Below are 17,029 nucleotides of genomic sequence, written 5' to 3' on the forward strand. Positions count from 1 at the left end.
TTAACCTCTAAGCCGTTTCTTTACTTGCTTACCACTTGGAGCCTGCGACAGTGTCCTTGTAAGGCGTGAGGCGTCAGGCGTCAGGCGAGTGGACTTCGATTCACCTTTTACGTCTAACGCTTCACGGGTTACCCCGGTCTGTAATGCCCGCCGGCGCGCGGCCCACCCTGCACGATTGACTTGGGGCACCCGCGCAATCACTAAGGCATCCTCCGGCACGTCTTCGGTGACCGTCGTGCCCGCTGCAATGACGGCTCCCGCTCCCACCGTCACCGGGGCAATCAACTGGGTATCACTGCCGAGAAAGACCCCGTCTCCGATCACCGTCTCAAACTTTCTCAGGCCATCGTAGTTGCACGTGATGGTGCCGGCGCCGATGTTGACTCCTTTGCCGATCTTGGCATCCCCCAGGTAACTCAGATGGTTCGCCTTCGATCCTTCGCCCAGATCAGTCTTTTTCATCTCGACAAAGTTTCCGACCTTGGCCTTCTTCCGCACAATGACACCGGGACGCAAGTGAACGAACGGGCCCAGATGCGCGTCGTCTTCGACCTGCGCATCGGTGAACAGGCAGTGATCGAGAATCTCAACACCATTGCCGACAATGCAATTCTTCAGTCTGGTAGCGGATCGCAGCACACAATCTTCTCCGATGACCGTTGTCCCTTCAAGTGTCACATTGGGATAGAGGACCGTATCTTTGCCGATCACGACCGTGGCATCGATCCAGGTTGTGGCCGGATCAATCATCGTCACCCCGGCATCCAGCCAGCGATCCCGGATCTGCTGCTGCACCACCTGTTCAGCCTCGGCAAGCTGTCGGCGCGTATTCACTCCCAGTCCTTCCTCGGGATTGTCGAGTGCCATGGCCGCTACACGACGTCCCTGTTCTACCGCGAGATGTATAATATCGGTCAGATAATATTCCCCTTGGGCGTTGCTGGGATCGAGCTTTTCCACTGCGCTAAAGAGAAACTCCCCGTCAACCACATAGGTGCCCACATTGATTTCACGAATCGCTTGCTCCTCTATATTGGCATCACGATCTTCGACGATACGAGAGACCCCCTGCTCGGCAGACTGTGTGCGGACGACACGCCCGTATCCGCTTGCGTCGTCAAGCACCGCTGTGAGAACAGTCACGGTTGCGCGGCTCGCCTCGTGAAGGTGAAGGAGTTCACGCACGGTGGACTCTCGGAGCAAAGGCGTATCGCCGTTCAAAATCAGATAACTGGACGGAGCGCCCCGTTTGCCCACCGCAAATACCGGGCGGCTCTGCAAGACCGCATGGCCTGTGCCCAACTGTTCCCGTTGTTCAACAATCGCGACGGGAGACTTGCCGCTCTTTCCAGACGTCGCACGGCTGATCACCTCGCGAACCAGATCAGCCTGATGCCCCACCACAACAGCCACACGATCTCCAGCCACACGCAATCCGAGCCCCACCGAATAGAGCACCATGGCTTGGCCGGCCACCCGATGCAACACCTTCGCCTGTTTTGAACGCATGCGCTTCCCAAGTCCGGCAGCCATCACAACCACCGCAAGGCCGGCAATCTTCCCCTGTCGGTCGGAGCTGACCCGTGGCTTCCCTTTCACGACGTCAGTGGCTCGTGAACGAATCATCCGATCGGCACTCCCGATTCAGGTTGTTTCACATCACTCCACTTCGTCGTGGCCGCTACGGCCGATGACAGGGACGTGGAGGGTCCGCTGAGCCCGCCCGAGACGATCAGCTTCATCGCCTCTTCCACGCTCATGTCGACAGATGTCACCTCATGTTCCGGCACCAACAGGAAATAGCCAGACGTCGGATTCGGTGACGTCGGCACATAGACATGGATGAGCGGCTCCTGCGCAAGATCTTGCATCTCCCCTTTGGTCACACCGGTCACAAAGGCGATGCAATAGTGGCCATTCTTGGGAAACTGAATCAGCACGACGCGATTATAGGACGCATGATCCGAGAACGACAAAATATCCATCACGGATTTCAACGTCGAGTAGATCCCCCGCACGAGTGGGACACGATTCAGCAGATCCTCCCACCACTTCACGATTCGCCTGCCCATAAAATTCGTGGCAAACAGGCCGGCCGCAAAGACCAAAACAATCAACGCCAGAATCCCCAGACCCGGCACATAGTGGCTGGGCACCAATCGGGCCAGGAGATCTCCGAGAATACCGTCGACGGCCACGAACAGGGCCTTCAGGATCAGGATCGTTCCCCAGATCGGGATAATCACGAGCAAGCCGGTCAGAAAGTAGCGTTTTAGCAAGGTTTTCAGCATAAATACGTGCCCACAGAAGTAGAGGGTCATCATACAGAGATTTACGAGGGCCTCGCAAGCCTTTTCTTGCTATTTTCAACCACTTGGAATACCATCCCGCCCGTTTTCCTCACCGCCGATGGTGGCAAAGTAATGAGAGCAAAAAGACAGCGGACTCGTGGCCTGTTTATTACCCTGGAGGGAGTCGAAGGCAGTGGGAAAAGCACCCAGATTCGCCACCTCGCGGACGTGCTGAGTCAGGCAGGGTATCGAGTACTCCAAACGAGAGAGCCGGGTGGCACGCCTTCAGCTGAAGCAATCCGGCATATTTTACTCGCGGCGCCTTCTCAGGAACCGATCACGCCTCGAGCTGAAGCCCTGCTGATCTTCGCTGCGAGATGCCAGCATGTCACGCATCTCATCACACCTGCACTCCGACGAGCCACCGTGGTGTTATGCGACCGGTTTTCCGATTCCACCCTTGCCTATCAAGGGTTCGCGCGGGGCCTCGATCTGGAATGGCTCGTGGCAGCCAACAGGGTTGCCACGAATGGATTGACACCGGACCTCACGCTTGTACTCGACGTCCCGGTTTCAGTGGGCTTAGCCAGGCGGCGAGCCGATCGGGGACAGCAGAATCGGCTGGACCGTGAGACAGCACGATTTCATCGAAAGGTGCGACGGGGATTTCTGACGCTCGCGGCTGAAGCGCCTGGCCGCATGAAGATCGTCAATGCGAACCGGCCCTCGCAACTGGTCCAAGACGAGATCACTCAAATCGTGCTAGGGTGGCTCGCACGACCGCGTCGTTCCCCACGCCGGAGTTCACATGCCCTTTCATGACTGTATCGGCCATCACACATCTATCGCTCTTTTACAGGCCGCCGTAAGACATAAGCGCCTCGCCCACGCCTATCTGTTCCATGGCGAGGAGGCGATCGGAAAACGATTGGTGGCCACTCGACTCACGCAAGCACTCAGCTGCGAATACCCTCCCGATGCGGACGGCTTCGATAGTTGTGGCACCTGCCGCTCCTGCCGGCAGATCGAATCCCATACTCATCCGGACTTCGTCATCATCGAGCCGGATCCGGAACAGGCCAGCAGGCAAATCAAGATCGAGCAAGTCCGCGAGATCGAGCATCAGATCATGTACCGCCCGCTCATGGCCGAGCGAAAGATCTGCCTGATCGACGACGCCGATCGCATGACGATCGGGGCGGCAAACGCTCTACTGAAAACCTTGGAAGAGCCGCCCGACCATAGTCTCTTTCTCGTCATCTCGAGTCGGCCCGCCGCCCTCCCGTCCACCATTCGGTCACGTTGTCAAAGTCTGCGCTTTACGGCACCGGCTCGCACACAGGTCGAAGCCGCACTGATCTTGAAGCGCGAAATGTCTCCCGATGACGCACGATTCCTTGCCATCATCAGCGAAGGCCGACTTGGGGAAGCCCTTACAATCGATATGAAAGATACTCGTGCACGTCAGCAGGAACTCATAAATTTGGTCCGCCCTCAATCCTTACAATCGATCGAGTCGATTCTCTCATCGGCAGAAGCAATTGCAAAGGCCGCCCGTGCAGAGGACATCCTCGCCTGGCTCGCTCGTTGGATCCGCGACCTCATTTTGATTCAGGTCGGAGGAGACCGCGACCAGTTACTCTATCTTGATGATCTGAGGGGGCTAGAGTCATACGCGCAGGATGCCAATACCGATCAGCTGTTGGACCTGCTCCGTGAAATTGAGACGACCGAGCAGCGCGCCACGCGGAACCTCAATCTTCATATGGCGCTGGAAACGATTTTACTGAGGCTGCGCGATGCACTCGCACTCACGCCAACAGGAGCCACAGCCTAGCATCCTCGCCGCCAACCTGGTATCTTTCGACACAGTCATGGGCAGCAAGAATACGTTCTACATCACCACGCCGATTTACTATGTGAACGACGTTCCGCATATCGGGCACGCCTATACCACCGTGGCTGCCGACGTCCTCGCCCGTTATTGGCGTCTCCGGGGACGAGAGGTTTTTTTCCTCACCGGGCTTGACGAGCACGGCCAAAAGGTTCAGCAGGCTGCGGCCAAAGCCGGCATCGACCCACAAGCCCATTGTGATAAACTGGCGCCTCAATTCCAGACCCTCTGGAAACGGCTGAACATTTCCAATGATGCGTTCATCAGGACAACCGATCTACTGCACAAGAATGCTGTTCAACGATACCTTCAGAAACTTTATGACAACCAGCTGATTTACAAGGCAGAATATACTGGATGGTACTGCACATTCGACGAGCGATTCTGGACCGAAAAAGATGTAGAGAACGGCCTCTGCCCGGACTGCAAACGGCCGGTTGAACGAATCAGTGAGCATAACTACTTTTTTAGGATGGGGCAGTATCAAGAACGCCTGATCCAATACATCACACAGCATCCCGGCTTCATTCGTCCCGAATCACGCCGTAATGAGGCCTTGGGTTTCTTGACCACACAGAAACTCGGCGATCTGTCCATTTCGCGTCCAACATCCCGTCTCTCCTGGGGCATCGAACTGCCCTTCGATAAGGACTGCGTCACCTATGTCTGGTTCGACGCGCTGGTGAATTATATTTCGGCCCTCGAATACAAGCCGGGTCTTGACCGCTTCTGGCCCACAAATGTGCATCTGGTCGGCAAGGATATTCTCACCACCCATGCGGTCTATTGGTCTACGATGCTCATGGCGCTGAACCTCCCGCTGCCTGAAACTATCTTCGCGCACGGGTGGTGGACCGTGGATGGGGAGAAGATGTCGAAGAGCCGCGGCAATGTCGTCGATCCCAACAAAATGATCGAGACCTTCGGCGTCGATGCCTTCCGCTATTTCCTCTTACGTGAAGTGCCCTTCGGACAGGACGGAGATTTTTCAGAACACGCGATGGCTAGACGGGCAAACAGTGACTTGGCCAACGGTATCGGCAACCTACTTAGCCGTACGTTGACCATGATCGATCGCAATTGTGAAGGCACTATCCCTGATGTACCCGAGGACTACCTTGAGAGAGAAAACCCCAAATACCGCCTCCTCCTTCACGCAAAGGAACAGCTTCTTATTTTGGGAAAGTCTCTTGATGGGTTCTTCGAGAATCTTGAATTCAATAATCTACTCCTTCACATCACAAGCCGAGCTACAGACGTAGATATATTTATTGATGAGCATGAACCCTGGAAACTCGCAAAGGATCCGGGCAAACGCGAAGAACTTAATGCTGTCCTGTATACGGCAGCAGAATGCCTGCGCATTTTGAGCCTTTACATCTACCCTTTCATGCCGAGAACTGCGGAAAACATCGCTGAGCAATTAGGAGTTGTTGTCAATTTTAGTTCTCCGCTCTTAAGCCAAGAGATCAAGTGGGGCGAACTACAAGGCGGAACAAAGATCCGAAAGGGCAGTGGCCTTTTCCCCCGCATCGAATCAAAACCACCAGGAGCAAAGATCGTGAATGAATCATCAGTGCCCCCTCAGCCGACCTCCGCCGCACAGACTCCACTCCCTAGTGCCCCTAGCCCCGCACCCCTAGCCCCTTCTCCAGCGCAGATCACCATCGACGAGTTCATGAAGATTCAGCTCAAGACCGCGAAGGTCTTGAGCGCAGAGCGGGTCCCGAAGTCGGAAAAGTTGCTCAAGTTGCAAGTCTCTATCGGCAGGGAGCAGCGGCAGATCGTTGCCGGCATCGGCAAGAAATACGAGCCAGAGGCGCTGGTCGGCAAAACAATCATTGTGGTCGCTAACCTCAAACCAGCCAAACTGATGGGCATCGAATCGCAAGGGATGGTCCTGGCTGCAGGCGATAGCGAAGTTCACGGCCTCGCGACAATCCTGGAAGAAGTCGATCCCGGCACCAAAGTGAAATGAACCACGCGAGTATCGGGCTCCGTCGTATTCTTCCTCTATGGATTCTTCTGATTTTCCTGCCCTGTCTCGCCACCTCGGCTGAACAATCCCCACTCTCCGACCAACACCTGAATGAGCCAAAGGTGACGACGATTATTGTTCGAGTCGTATCCCATGGATCGATGGTACTGGGAAAGGACGTGGGCGGAGCTCGAGTCACCATTACGGACGTCACTAGCGGGCGGATTCTCGTCTCCGGCCTGCAACAGGGTGAAGCGGGAGATCAGAATCAGATCATGCGCACACCCCGTATGATGGGGGAGCCTCTCTATAGTTCGCGCGCCTCTGCTTCCTTCACCACTACACTGGACTTGACCCACCCGATTCTCGTGGACATTATGGCAGAAGGCCCACTGTCCTACCCGGCGTCAGCCCAGCGTGTGACCAAACGTACCTGGCTCATTCCAGGCGAAGACATGACCCAGGACGGCATTGTGCTCACCCTGTATGGATACATCGTACGCATCGAGCACCCCACGCCAGGCGATCAGCTGATCGCTAAAGACGATGTGATGCTCCGCGCCTCGATCAGAACCCTGTCCGGCGCACGAGTCAGGCCCCATGGGGATTGGGACTCCAGGAAAGTCCACATCTATGGCGAGGTACTGATCGGCGACCGCATCGTCGAGCGGTTGCAAATGTTCTACACCGGCGACGACGCTGGCTTTGAAGCGCCCTTCTTTGTGCCGCCGTCCAAAGACGCCCCGGACGGCATCACCCTGCGGGTTGTGGCAGCGGATCCGGCGAGCGGAAACATCGGCGTCAGCCAAGGAAAATTTCCCGTGCTCAGCGAGCGACTACCGCGGCAAAAGCGAACACCGTGAAAATACTTCGACTGTTAATCCTCCTCTGCTTTTTCATCGCTGAACCCCTGATCGCCCAAGATCAGCATCAACATCGTCGCCCGGACGATATCACACAGTATCTGGAACAGCTCGACAGTACAGAACGGGACCGTTACCAGAAACCCTCCCAGGTGATTGAGGCGCTCAAAGTAAAACCTGGAATGGCGGTCGCCGACCTTGGCTCCGGTTCCGGATACTTCACACGCCGTTTCATCGAAGCCATCACCGAGACAGGGATCATCTATGCCATCGACGTCGAACCGGAGATGCTGGCCTATACGAAAGAGAGCGTCATCCACATGCATACGGCTTTTACGGCCGAGTTCATCCTGGCTCGACCTGATAGTCCAAAGCTGCCATTCGAATCAATCGATCTCCTCTTCGTCTGCAACACCGTCCATCATCTTGAGAAACGATCGACCTACTTCCGCGACCTCCGGTCGTCTCTCAAGCAGGGAGCTCGCATCGCCATCATCGACTTCTACCCTGACGAACGATCCGGAGAGCTTGGATTCCCCAAACACCATCTCGTCTCGCGGGACCGCGTTATCCAGGAAATGGCCGACGCAGGCTACAGGCTTGAGCATGAGCACAGCTTCCTGCCGAGACAATATTTTCTGGAATTCGTACCGAAAGAATAAAGAACCACGGCCTGATGGCCGTGGTCTCCGCTGTTTCATGCTTCGCATGAGCCACGAAACGGCTCCTTACTCTCACCTCCATCCTTCCAGATGAGGAACTCCCACTGGATGAGAAGTTTTGCCAGGATAACCACACATTGTTCCAACACTTGCCGTGATACGAACCCCGTGCGACACTATAGAATATGACTACCTATGCCTCGTATGAACATCTCCGCTCCCGACTGTCTCTTGCCTTGGCGCTGAACGCGGTCATCATCGTCGCGGAGTTCATTGGTGGTTGGCTGCTCGATAGCATGGGACTCATGAGCGATGCCGGCCATAACCTTGTCGACCAGGGAGCGTTATTCCTCGCACTCTACGCGCACGTCCTGACTGCAAGACCTGCGAGTGAAACCCGTACATTCGGTTACCATCGAGCCGGTATTGTCGCGGCGTTTCTCAACTCCTTCATTCTGCTCTTGATGGCTTTTGGCATTACCATCGTCGGGATCAAACGTTTCCTGCAACCCGTTCCGGTAGACGGGAGTTGGATTATGGCGATCGCGGCCCTGAGTTTCGCCGCCAATTTAGGGATTGCACTCCTCTTGAAGCAGGGGGCTAAAGACGACCTTAACATCCGCAGCGCCTTTTGGCACATGTTGGGCGACGCCTGGGTCTCGCTGGGTGTCGTGATCAGCGGCGGAGCCATTGTATTCACCGGCTGGACCCTGCTCGATCCGCTGATCAGCATGCTGGTCGTCATCGCCATTGCCAGAGGGGCCTGGCCCCTGTTCAAGGAATCGCTGGACGTCTTGTTGGAATCAACCCCCTCGAAGATCAGCGCCTCACACGTAGCTGCAACCATCGAGGCAATCCCCGGCGTGAGAAATGTCCATGACCTCCATATCTGGGCAGTCGAACCTCGCTTGATTATGATGACCTGTCATATACTGGTCGAGGGAGACGATTCGGCGATCACCAATGATTTGCTCCATGCTATCCGCGCCCGAGTCATCACAGAATTCGGAATCAGACATATGACCATTCAGATGGGGACCCACTGTTGTCACCAAGAGGAGATCCACTGCGATCTCACGACGTTGGCCAAGCAGCACAAGGATGAGGCGCTTGTTCATGCGCACCACTGAAAACGTGGGACAGGGGGAGGTTGATCTGGTTTGTTTTGTTCATTTGGTTGGTCTAGTTCAACGAAACAAACCAAACAGACCAATAAACAAGAGAAACCACCCGGGTCTCGCCCGTCTCGCTTGAGTAGGATCGACGATTCAGGATAAGACGATGACCACGACTTCGATCCCTTTTTATGTTCTCTGCGGTGCTCTTGGCGCGGGCAAGACCACGCTCCTCATGCGCCTGCTCGAATATTGGAAGAGCCAGGGCAAAAAAACCGGCGTGTTGATGAACGAAGCCGGTGAGGTGAGCATCGATGGGCCCCGCGCCGGCACGATCGCCGAGCAAGTGATGAACCTCGCGGGCGGATGCGTCTGTTGCGACACGAAGGAAGACCTGTCCTGGGGGATCGCGCAACTGGTGAGAGACTATGAGTCTGATGTCATTATACTGGAGTGCTCCGGCATGGCGAATCCGGCAGAAGTCATCGACGGCGTGACGGACCTCTACACGGCGCGGCTCACGCACCTGGAAAAGGTCATTGCTCTCCTCCATCCGATCCCGACAGACCGGGAGAGCATGGGGGGGGTCGTGACCAACCAAGCGATTCGATGCGCAGACGAACTCATTCTGAATAAGCGAGACCTCTATGTTCCTGGACATTGGGAGGGATTCAAGAACTCGATCATCTCACAGAACCCCTACGCAAGGGTCTGGGAGACGAGCCACGCCAGGGTCGATCCCCCCGATCTACTCAAACCAATCACCCGCATATCGACGGCACCTCCGGTGAATGTGGAGTTCGGAGTACCGAAATCATCCGCTACGAACGCACGGGCATCGTACCATCCCATCGCCACGACCATTCGCCTTCCAGGCCCGTTGAATTTCGAACGATTCCTCGGCTGGTTGAAGACACTGCCCCCAGAACTTGAACGGGCGAAAGGCTTTTTCCGCTTCGCCAAAGGACCAGAGCTCCAAGAATTTCAATACGCGCCGCCAGGCGATGCCACCATCACGCCCATCACGTTGCTCGACGAACCAAGCCACGCGATCGTGTTGATCGGACGAGGCTACGACCAGGAGCGCTGCCAAGCAGAACTTATAGCCTGTCTTGAAAACCCTACGTGTACGGCTAAATAGCAGGATTCTCGCGTGACCTGCGCACGCGAAAATAACGCAGAAGGAACCACGCAACACCGGCTCCGAACAATCCGCCGAGCACCCAGCCTCCCAGCACGTCCGTCACATAGTGGGCGCCTATGTAGACGCGCGCGAGACCGATCAGCCCGACCAGCGGCCAACTTATCCAACCTGAACGCGGGTACAGAACGTGGAAAAAGGCTGCTGCCGTCGCGGTGTTAATCGCGTGATTCGATGGAAATCCGAAGGTCTTACCGCAGGCCTCGATCTGATGGATGTCCGGAAATGCCATACAAGGACGTGGCCGAGCAACGAGATCTTTGACCCGAGCCCCCAGGAAATCGAGCAATCCGATAGAAGCAGCAAGAAGAGGCGCCCCAAGCAGGGCCTCCCGCCAGGAGAGCCATAACCAATATCCAGTGAGCAGAATTCCCGGTGCCCAGAGAAGACTTGAGTTGGAGAGGGTGAGTGCAAGCCAATCGAGCGTATCGAACTGTCCGGTAAGGCTGTTGATAGCACGGAAAAGAGATTCGTCCACACTCATACGGCTGACGATAAAGCCTCACCCGTCAACCGTCAAGCTTGAAACGGTCTATCTGGTCTGTCTGGTCTATCTGGTTTGATTAGTATATTTGGTCGTCTGTGCCATCAGCCATACGCCATTGGCTCTTATGCGATCAATGCGTGCGGTAGTGAATGCGCACCGTGAGTTCCCCATCCACCGGCTCGTCGCCTTTCATTTGGGGATCGAAAGTCCAACGATTCAAGGCGGCCATCCCGGCAATGGTGAGCTCCCGATGCTTGGCTGGCTCCAACACCACCACGGTCACTGTCGCGTGCTTGGAAACCAACATGCGCACTTTCATCCAATCGTCGAGTTCTTTGCCGTCCAATCCTGGAGGAATGGCCGGCCAGGGCGTGGCTTTGGGAACGGGTCCTAGCTGTTGATCCTTGTTGAGCGGCAGGCCATGGACATGGACCTCAGGCAACTCCAGCACATCTTCCTGATGGTCATCCTCATGCGTGGCCTCATCGCCGACCACCGCATACACGACGGCCGGCCAAGACAAAACTACCGTAAGAAATATCGTGAAAAATGATCTCATGGCTTGTGCATCCTATCCTATCAATCACCGGATGCTCAAACGGGCCAGTCAACAAGGCCGCAGGCGTACCCTTGGGGTACGTTGAGGATTTGTGCGAGCCGAGAACGCAGTTGATGGCCCGTTTCAGCATCAGGCTAGCAGGCTGCGGAAAAACTCGGTTATACATAAAGCGTAAATGGAATCGTATGTATAGCGCTGGTAGCAAAATAATCGCAGGATGCTCAAAATGGCCGTCCAGCAAGGCCGCAGCGAGCGAAGAGGCGAGGCGTACGCTTCGGTACGTTGAGCCTCTGAGCGAAGCGAGAACGACGCTGGCGGACTTTTTCAGCATCCTGCTAGAAGAACCACTGAGCACGGAAAAAATACGACCTCGGCGCCCCCGCATGCGCAATCCCCAGACCGATGCTTCCTTCACTGCTGTTATAGAAGTACTGCTGGTCTAGCAGATTGATGATGTCGAAGCCCAGCAGCAGCTTTTGATCGTGCCAGGGTAACGGGATCACATGCGTAAGCGATGCATTGTAAACGGTATAGGAAGGCATATGAGTAGAATTCGTTTTTGCATCGTCGTCGACTGACGTGCGCAAGCCATATCCATACAACATCTGACCTGTGACATGCGTTCGTTCCAGAAGCCGATACGTCACCACAGCCGAACTCGTCACGAGCTGCGAGTGGTCGCAAAAGACCCCGCCCTTTGAATTGATGTCGGAGATTTCCTTGTTGTCGAGGAGATATTGCCCCGACTGCAGCCCGTACCCCTTGCATTGCCCCCAGCCGACATTGCCGCGCCCTATCAATTTATCGTTGAATTGCACCTTCAATGCTGCGTCGATACCCCGTTTCCACCCGTTTTGGAACGCAAAGTAATTCAGCATGGGGGTGCTGCCGAACTGGCCGGCGTCCGACATATAGTGATCGAGCTTGTAGTAGCCCGTCAGCTGCAACGTGGCGTACCGGCTGACTGCGTGGTAGCTCCCTACCTCAAAGTAGTGCGAACGCTCCGCCCGAGGTCTGAAGCCGGTCGGGTCGTCCGGCGCAGCCGTGGTGTTTCGGGTATTGAGATTTGTAAATGCTATCTGCTCGACATTCGGGGGAGTGAACAGCCGGCCATAGTAGGCATGGAACACGTTGGATTGATTGTGCTTGTACGTGGCTCCGACACGGGGACTCACTTGCCCTTCATTGTAGAACCCTTGAATGATATCGCCTCGCACACCCAGGTTGAACGTCCACTGATCGTGAGGGGTCCACTGATCCTGTATCCAGAACTCCTCTCGCCATTGGATATTCCGGTTAGAGCTCTGCAGCGAGAGAACCGGCCCGGCCGGGGCCCCGCCGCTGGTGTCAAACGCGAAGACCTGCGCCTGGTTGCTCGCGCTCGTGTAGTCGATCTGGAATCCGGTTTTCACGAGATGCTGGTTGTTGAGGACCCAGGTATGGTCGAATCGGCCTCCTCCCGAATATGCCGTTCGCCGCTGGTTGGCCGTTTGAGCGCTGTTGACATCGTCGCTATAGGCCAACGCGTCGAAGCTCGGAGTATGAAAATTCGCTTCGCCTCTCCGGAAATAGAGTCCCAGGCTCGAGAAATTCTCGGCATTGTGATCATGCCGCCACACCAATTGAGAGTATTGATTACTCTCCCTTTGAAATTGGTCGACGTTCTGGGAGGCTCCCGGAGTAAAGCCGGAGGTCTGCCCCTGAAGCAGCGTCAGGACGTCTGCATTCGCACTGAGATTGGGGATAGTCGGGATTTGATACTTCGCTACGGCATTGAGAAAAACCCAGCTGAAGTTATTGCGATTGTCGTGCTGGTAATCACCGCGCAGATAGGTATTATTCTTCTCACTCTGATTATGATTGTTCGTGTAGCCCGACGTCGGCGGCTCCAGACCACGGCTCGTTGTGATGAAGCTATTCAACCCATAGTAGCGTACCTTTTCGCCAACGGTGCCTCCATACTCAAACGACGGATTCACTGTTTGAAATGATCCGCCAAAGAGTTGTGCGGACCCGAATCCCGGTTTCGTCCCGCTCTTGCTCGTGATGTCCAAGATCATCGTCGCCTTATTGCCATACTGCGCTTCCATTCCACCCAGAATGATGTCCGCTCGTTCCCAGGCCCGCGGGGGAACAATATCAGCAAACGCGCCGCTGACCGTGTCGGGAATGGGAATGCCGTCGATTCGATACTGCTGACCAGCATGATCTTGCCGGATGTGCGTCTGCTTGAGGGCTCCATAGGCCACGCTTGGCACCGTCAGCAGGACGTCGGACACTTCGACGTTATTGCCCCTGGGAAGCGCTTCAATATCCTTTCGACTCACCGAATAGGTCTCGCTCGATGCCTTATATTGAATCGGCGCAAGAGGCGAACGCACTTCAAGCGCAATTTCTTTGGTGTTGGATAGGGTCAAGGTGATGGGGTGGGGCGCTTCGCCTTCGATTTTCAGCACAATATATTCGCTCCGATACGCATCTTGCACCGCGCTGACAGAATAGGTGCCATCGGCGGGAACAGGGATTCTGAATTCGCCGGCATCGTTCGAAACTCCGGTCGCCACCAGCGTTCCTTCTTGATCCTTTACCTCGATGACAACTTGCCCCACTCGACGCAGATCCTGACTCTGAACCAATCCGGTAATGAGGTTTGGTTCAGCCGCAACAGCACGGCCTCGACTAACAAGACAGAGACAGGTACAGAGACACATCATACAAACGATGCACCGGTACCGTGTAATAGTTTGCATATAATCCCCCAGCTATCATGTGGAAGGTCAAAGACGACGCCCCCCGAGCAACAGCCAGTCGACAACTGCGGGGTAGCGTGAATCGGAATGACGTGTTTAGCTGAGCGGAGGGGCGCGGGAAGGACCAGGTGTGGAGAGTTCGACAGATAGGAGAACGGAGTCCGCTGGAAGTCCCAGTACGGTAACGAGGTCTTGTGCCGTGAAGAGAGGAGCGCCATCATCCAGAGCCCCGGCCGTGTGATGCTGCACCCACTGGCAGAGGTCGGTATCGGAATGTTCGTGCCCGTCGTGGTCAGCCGCCGCCAGCTCGTGATGAACATCCTGCGCCACGGCGAATGGGGCAATCGCGAGCAAGAGGAGGACCAGGCCGATCGCCATGGTACCACGCAGAAAGCCGGGCAGACGTCGTATGGAAGCACGTAGGGTCATTGTGGGCGAGCTAAATAACATAGGCATTCTCGGCTGTCAAACAGAGGAATCAACCTGCTAATCTGAGCAGCTCCAGGCATTAGGTATCCCCACCAGTGGATATTTCCTGTCATATAGGCTATATTTTTATCGCTTTACCCATCGCCCCCGTTCATTTCAGAGAATAATACAGGCGACTCCCGGGTGAGAAGACTTAACCATGCCAAGACCACTCGATAACCAGCATGTCCTTGAAATCAAACCGCTGCCATCGCCGCGGACAATCAAGTCCAAATTGCCGATTACAGACCAGGCGGCAGGACTAGTCGTTGAAACCAGGGAGGCTGTTCGCCGGATTCTGCACGGCCAAGACCGTGAACGCCTGCTCGTAATCGTCGGTCCCTGTTCGATCCACGATCCTGAAGCCGCCTACGAATATGCCGACCAATTGAAACCGCTCGCCGATGCCTTATCCGATCGGTTACTGATCGTCATGCGGACCTACTTTGAAAAGCCCCGTACCACAGTCGGGTGGAAGGGGCTCATCAACGACCCGCATTTAGACGGCACCTGCGACATCGCCACCGGCATGGAACTGGCCAGAACAATCCTCCTCAACATCAACAAACGCGGACTTCCCTGTGCAGCTGAAGCCTTGGACCCTGTGTCACCCCAATACATCGCCGATCTCTGGAGTTGGGTAGCCATCGGCGCCCGCACCACCGAAAGCCAGCCGCACCGTGAAATGGCCAGCGGGCTGTCGATGCCTGTCGGCTTCAAGAACGGCACGGAGGGTAATCTTGAAGTGGCCTGGAATGCGATGGTCGCCGCAAAACAGCCCCATCATTTTCTGGGCATCAACGCCGACGGACTCACCTCCATCATCAAGACCACCGGCAACCCTGATCGACACATCGTTCTGCGCGGCGGCGGCGGCAAAACCAACTACGAAGCCGAACACGTAGCCCGCGCAGAGTCCGTTGTCTCAAGCGAAGGCATTGCTCGCCCCATCATGATCGACTGTTCGCACGACAATTCCGGTAAAGACTATCGGCGACAGACGATGGTCGCGCACGACGTTCTCCGCCAATTCCGAGAGGGCCGCCGATCCATCATGGGGCTTATGCTCGAAAGCAATCTAAATCCCGGCAAGCAGACCTGGAAACAGGGCCTGCCTCTCGCCCATGGGGTTTCCATCACTGATGCCTGCCTTGGCTGGAAAGAAACCGAATCTCTGCTTTCCGAACTTGCCGAAATGATTGTGGCCAAACCCGCCTAACTGGTTGTATGGTTTCTCTAGTTTGTTTCGTTTATTTGGTTGAATCAGACTAACCAGATAAACCAAACAGACCAAACAAACTAAATAACCAGCATGCTTTTCGACACCCACACCCATCTGGACGATGCCCGCTACAATGATGATCGCGAGGCGATGATTGCCCGTGCCCGCGAAGCCGGTGTGGACACCTTCGTCACCATCGGCTGCGATCTGGCGACCAGTCAGGCGGCAGTCGCACTGGCGGAACAACATCCGCCGATCTATGCCTCCATCGGCGTCCATCCACATGAAGTGAAACATATCGCCGACGGCTGGTACGACGAATTCCGCTTGTTGGCCAAGAACAAGAAGGTCGTCGCGTACGGCGAGATCGGCCTTGACTACCATTACAACCATTCGTCACCGAAAGAACAGCGCGAGCGATTCCGCGAACAAGTCCAGCTCGCACGCGAGCTGACGCTTCCGGTGATCATTCACACGCGGGAAGCTCAAGAGGATACGATAGCGATCTTGAAAGAGGAGAATGCGTCAGAAATCGGCGGGGTGTTCCACTGCTTTTCCGGGGATGCCTGGCTGGCGAAGGATGCGCTGGATCTGGGGTTCTATCTCTCGTTTTCGGGGATAGTCACCTTTCAAAATGCGACGATGCTGCGCGACATTGCGAAGACTGTTCCACTGGATCGATTACTGATCGAAACCGACTGCCCCTATCTGACGCCGGCCCCCCATCGCGGGAAACGGAACGAGCCGGCCTTCGTATCTTTCGTTGCACAAAAGCTCGCCGAGCTTCACACCGATACACCAGGCATGTCGGTCGACCGGATTGAGTTCATCACGACCCAGAACGCGAAACGCCTGTTCAAAATCGCTTAAGCTGACGGCTCCGCTGCCGCATGGCTTTGGGCAATTTCCGTGGATTCCCGCGTTTTTCAGTGCCTCGCTTCGGGCGGAGATCTTCCCCCCTGTCCAGTTCTTTGTGCAGCGCCAGACCGGCTGGCACCGGCATCTCGCGAAGCTTCCCTGCAAACTCTTGAGCCTTCATGACAAAGGCCCCTCGCGCGTTCGCACAATCGATGATCTCATGGTCTGAGCTCACCACGGCGCAGGCGGATCCGAATTCGGCAACCATACGTTGTATCACTTGATCGGCCTTTTCTCCCCGTCGAGAGAAGATGATCTGAAGACCGAGCCGATGCTCCCGCTGTTCCGTACCCCACCCCTGTTGCCACCCGTCAAAGACCACCGTAATCGGATGGGATTTACGTTGACGATAGCTGGCCAGATCTCGCAACAACGATTCGCGCGCCATTTCGGAATGCCGGCTCGGTCCTCCACCTATCCGGCTTGTCTGAGCCAAGAGATTGTAGCCATCAACGATCAGATGAAGTGCCATGCTAGATAAACTACCGCTCACACCGTTCACTGTCAATCGGCGCGCGACAAGCGAGCGGGGCGAGACTCGCGAAACTGGTTGCTCTGGTTTGTTGGGTTCATTTGGTTAGTTTCGTTCGACCAAATAAACAAAACAAACCAAACAAACCA

Annotated in this window: 16 protein-coding genes; 9 read left to right on the plus strand and 7 right to left on the minus strand. The window is 55.6% G+C overall.

All coding sequences use genetic code 11. From position 1 onward, the window contains the following. Positions 1 to 1,557, minus strand: a complete 1,557-nt coding sequence (glmU, locus tag HZB34_00785) for a bifunctional UDP-N-acetylglucosamine diphosphorylase/glucosamine-1-phosphate N-acetyltransferase GlmU (protein MBI5314487.1) — start codon at positions 1,555 to 1,557, stop codon at positions 1 to 3. A 65-nt stretch (positions 1,558 to 1,622) separates the two neighbouring features. Next, positions 1,623 to 2,291, minus strand: coding sequence for a DUF502 domain-containing protein (locus tag HZB34_00790; GenBank protein MBI5314488.1), 669 nt, complete (start codon positions 2,289 to 2,291; stop codon positions 1,623 to 1,625). A 132-nt stretch (positions 2,292 to 2,423) separates the two neighbouring features. On the opposite strand from HZB34_00790, the gene HZB34_00795 reads away from it, so the two are divergent. The 7 genes from HZB34_00795 (at position 2,424) to HZB34_00825 (ending at position 9,944) form a co-directional block, all read left to right on the plus strand. After that, on the plus strand, positions 2,424 to 3,113 hold the full coding sequence (locus HZB34_00795; GenBank protein MBI5314489.1) for a dTMP kinase: 690 nt from the start codon (positions 2,424 to 2,426) through the stop codon (positions 3,111 to 3,113). After that, positions 3,100 to 4,128 (plus strand): DNA polymerase III subunit delta', encoded by a 1,029-nt coding sequence (gene holB / locus HZB34_00800; GenBank protein ID MBI5314490.1) that lies wholly within the window; start codon positions 3,100 to 3,102, stop codon positions 4,126 to 4,128. Before HZB34_00795 ends, holB begins: the two co-directional genes overlap by 14 nt. A 37-nt stretch (positions 4,129 to 4,165) precedes the next feature. Continuing rightward, positions 4,166 to 6,163, plus strand: coding sequence for a methionine--tRNA ligase (gene metG / locus HZB34_00805; GenBank protein MBI5314491.1), 1,998 nt, complete (start codon positions 4,166 to 4,168; stop codon positions 6,161 to 6,163). A 122-nt stretch (positions 6,164 to 6,285) separates the two neighbouring features. Continuing rightward, complete coding sequence (locus HZB34_00810; protein ID MBI5314492.1) at positions 6,286 to 7,026, plus strand: hypothetical protein; 741 nt, start codon at positions 6,286 to 6,288, stop codon at positions 7,024 to 7,026. Next, entirely contained in the window at positions 7,023 to 7,688 is a 666-nt protein-coding gene (locus HZB34_00815; protein ID MBI5314493.1) for a methyltransferase domain-containing protein, read from the plus strand. Before HZB34_00810 ends, HZB34_00815 begins: the two co-directional genes overlap by 4 nt. A 185-nt stretch (positions 7,689 to 7,873) precedes the next feature. Beyond that, positions 7,874 to 8,818 carry a cation transporter gene (locus HZB34_00820; GenBank protein MBI5314494.1) on the plus strand — a complete coding sequence of 315 codons (945 nt, stop codon included), beginning with the start codon at positions 7,874 to 7,876 and terminating at the stop codon, positions 8,816 to 8,818. A 151-nt stretch (positions 8,819 to 8,969) separates the two neighbouring features. Next, a complete protein-coding gene (locus HZB34_00825) occupies positions 8,970 to 9,944 on the plus strand; it encodes a GTP-binding protein (GenBank protein ID MBI5314495.1) in 975 nt (324 codons plus the stop codon). Here the strand turns inward: HZB34_00825 and HZB34_00830 are convergent. From HZB34_00830 to HZB34_00845, 4 genes are all read right to left on the minus strand, one after another. Continuing rightward, entirely contained in the window at positions 9,937 to 10,482 is a 546-nt protein-coding gene (locus HZB34_00830; GenBank protein MBI5314496.1) for a phosphatase PAP2 family protein, read from the minus strand. The genes HZB34_00825 and HZB34_00830 overlap by 8 nt on opposite strands. A 139-nt stretch (positions 10,483 to 10,621) precedes the next feature. Continuing rightward, on the minus strand, positions 10,622 to 11,050 hold the full coding sequence (locus tag HZB34_00835) for an energy transducer TonB (protein MBI5314497.1): 429 nt from the start codon (positions 11,048 to 11,050) through the stop codon (positions 10,622 to 10,624). Positions 11,051 to 11,385: 335 nt separating this feature from the next. Next, positions 11,386 to 13,800, minus strand: coding sequence for a TonB-dependent receptor (locus tag HZB34_00840; GenBank protein ID MBI5314498.1), 2,415 nt, complete (start codon positions 13,798 to 13,800; stop codon positions 11,386 to 11,388). A 96-nt stretch (positions 13,801 to 13,896) separates the two neighbouring features. Then, positions 13,897 to 14,229 carry a hypothetical protein gene (locus HZB34_00845; GenBank protein MBI5314499.1) on the minus strand — a complete coding sequence of 111 codons (333 nt, stop codon included), beginning with the start codon at positions 14,227 to 14,229 and terminating at the stop codon, positions 13,897 to 13,899. A gap of 199 nt (positions 14,230 to 14,428) precedes the next feature. Here HZB34_00845 and HZB34_00850 point away from each other — a divergent pair, with 199 nt between their 5' ends. Continuing rightward, positions 14,429 to 15,487 carry a 3-deoxy-7-phosphoheptulonate synthase gene (locus HZB34_00850; GenBank protein MBI5314500.1) on the plus strand — a complete coding sequence of 353 codons (1,059 nt, stop codon included), beginning with the start codon at positions 14,429 to 14,431 and terminating at the stop codon, positions 15,485 to 15,487. A gap of 93 nt (positions 15,488 to 15,580) precedes the next feature. Then, entirely contained in the window at positions 15,581 to 16,360 is a 780-nt protein-coding gene (locus HZB34_00855) for a TatD family hydrolase (GenBank protein MBI5314501.1), read from the plus strand. On the opposite strand, the gene HZB34_00860 is transcribed toward HZB34_00855, so the two are convergent. Further along, the gene (locus HZB34_00860) at positions 16,347 to 16,880 is read right to left on the minus strand and encodes an NYN domain-containing protein (GenBank protein MBI5314502.1); all 534 of its coding nucleotides are present in this window, start codon (positions 16,878 to 16,880) and stop codon (positions 16,347 to 16,349) included. The genes HZB34_00855 and HZB34_00860 overlap by 14 nt on opposite strands. Positions 16,881 to 17,029: the final 149 nt, after the last annotated feature.

Source organism: Nitrospirota bacterium (assembly GCA_016219645.1).
Classification (GTDB): domain Bacteria; phylum Nitrospirota; class Nitrospiria; order Nitrospirales; family Nitrospiraceae; genus Palsa-1315.

Excerpts from the sequence above, each read along its gene's own strand:
- HZB34_00790 (MBI5314488.1), bottom strand. The coding sequence starts at position 2,291 with ATGCTGAAAACCTTGCTAAAACGCTACTTTCTGACCGGCTTGCTCGTG.
- HZB34_00795 (MBI5314489.1), top strand. The coding sequence starts at position 2,424 with ATGAGAGCAAAAAGACAGCGGACTCGTGGCCTGTTTATTACCCTGGAG.
- holB (MBI5314490.1), top strand. The coding sequence starts at position 3,100 with ATGCCCTTTCATGACTGTATCGGCCATCACACATCTATCGCTCTTTTA.
- metG (MBI5314491.1), top strand. The coding sequence starts at position 4,166 with ATGGGCAGCAAGAATACGTTCTACATCACCACGCCGATTTACTATGTG.
- HZB34_00820 (MBI5314494.1), top strand. The coding sequence starts at position 7,874 with ATGACTACCTATGCCTCGTATGAACATCTCCGCTCCCGACTGTCTCTT.
- HZB34_00825 (MBI5314495.1), top strand. The coding sequence starts at position 8,970 with ATGACCACGACTTCGATCCCTTTTTATGTTCTCTGCGGTGCTCTTGGC.
- HZB34_00835 (MBI5314497.1), bottom strand. The coding sequence starts at position 11,050 with ATGAGATCATTTTTCACGATATTTCTTACGGTAGTTTTGTCTTGGCCG.
- HZB34_00840 (MBI5314498.1), bottom strand. The coding sequence starts at position 13,800 with ATGCAAACTATTACACGGTACCGGTGCATCGTTTGTATGATGTGTCTC.
- HZB34_00845 (MBI5314499.1), bottom strand. The coding sequence starts at position 14,229 with ATGACCCTACGTGCTTCCATACGACGTCTGCCCGGCTTTCTGCGTGGT.
- HZB34_00850 (MBI5314500.1), top strand. The coding sequence starts at position 14,429 with ATGCCAAGACCACTCGATAACCAGCATGTCCTTGAAATCAAACCGCTG.
- HZB34_00855 (MBI5314501.1), top strand. The coding sequence starts at position 15,581 with ATGCTTTTCGACACCCACACCCATCTGGACGATGCCCGCTACAATGAT.
- HZB34_00860 (MBI5314502.1), bottom strand. The coding sequence starts at position 16,880 with ATGGCACTTCATCTGATCGTTGATGGCTACAATCTCTTGGCTCAGACA.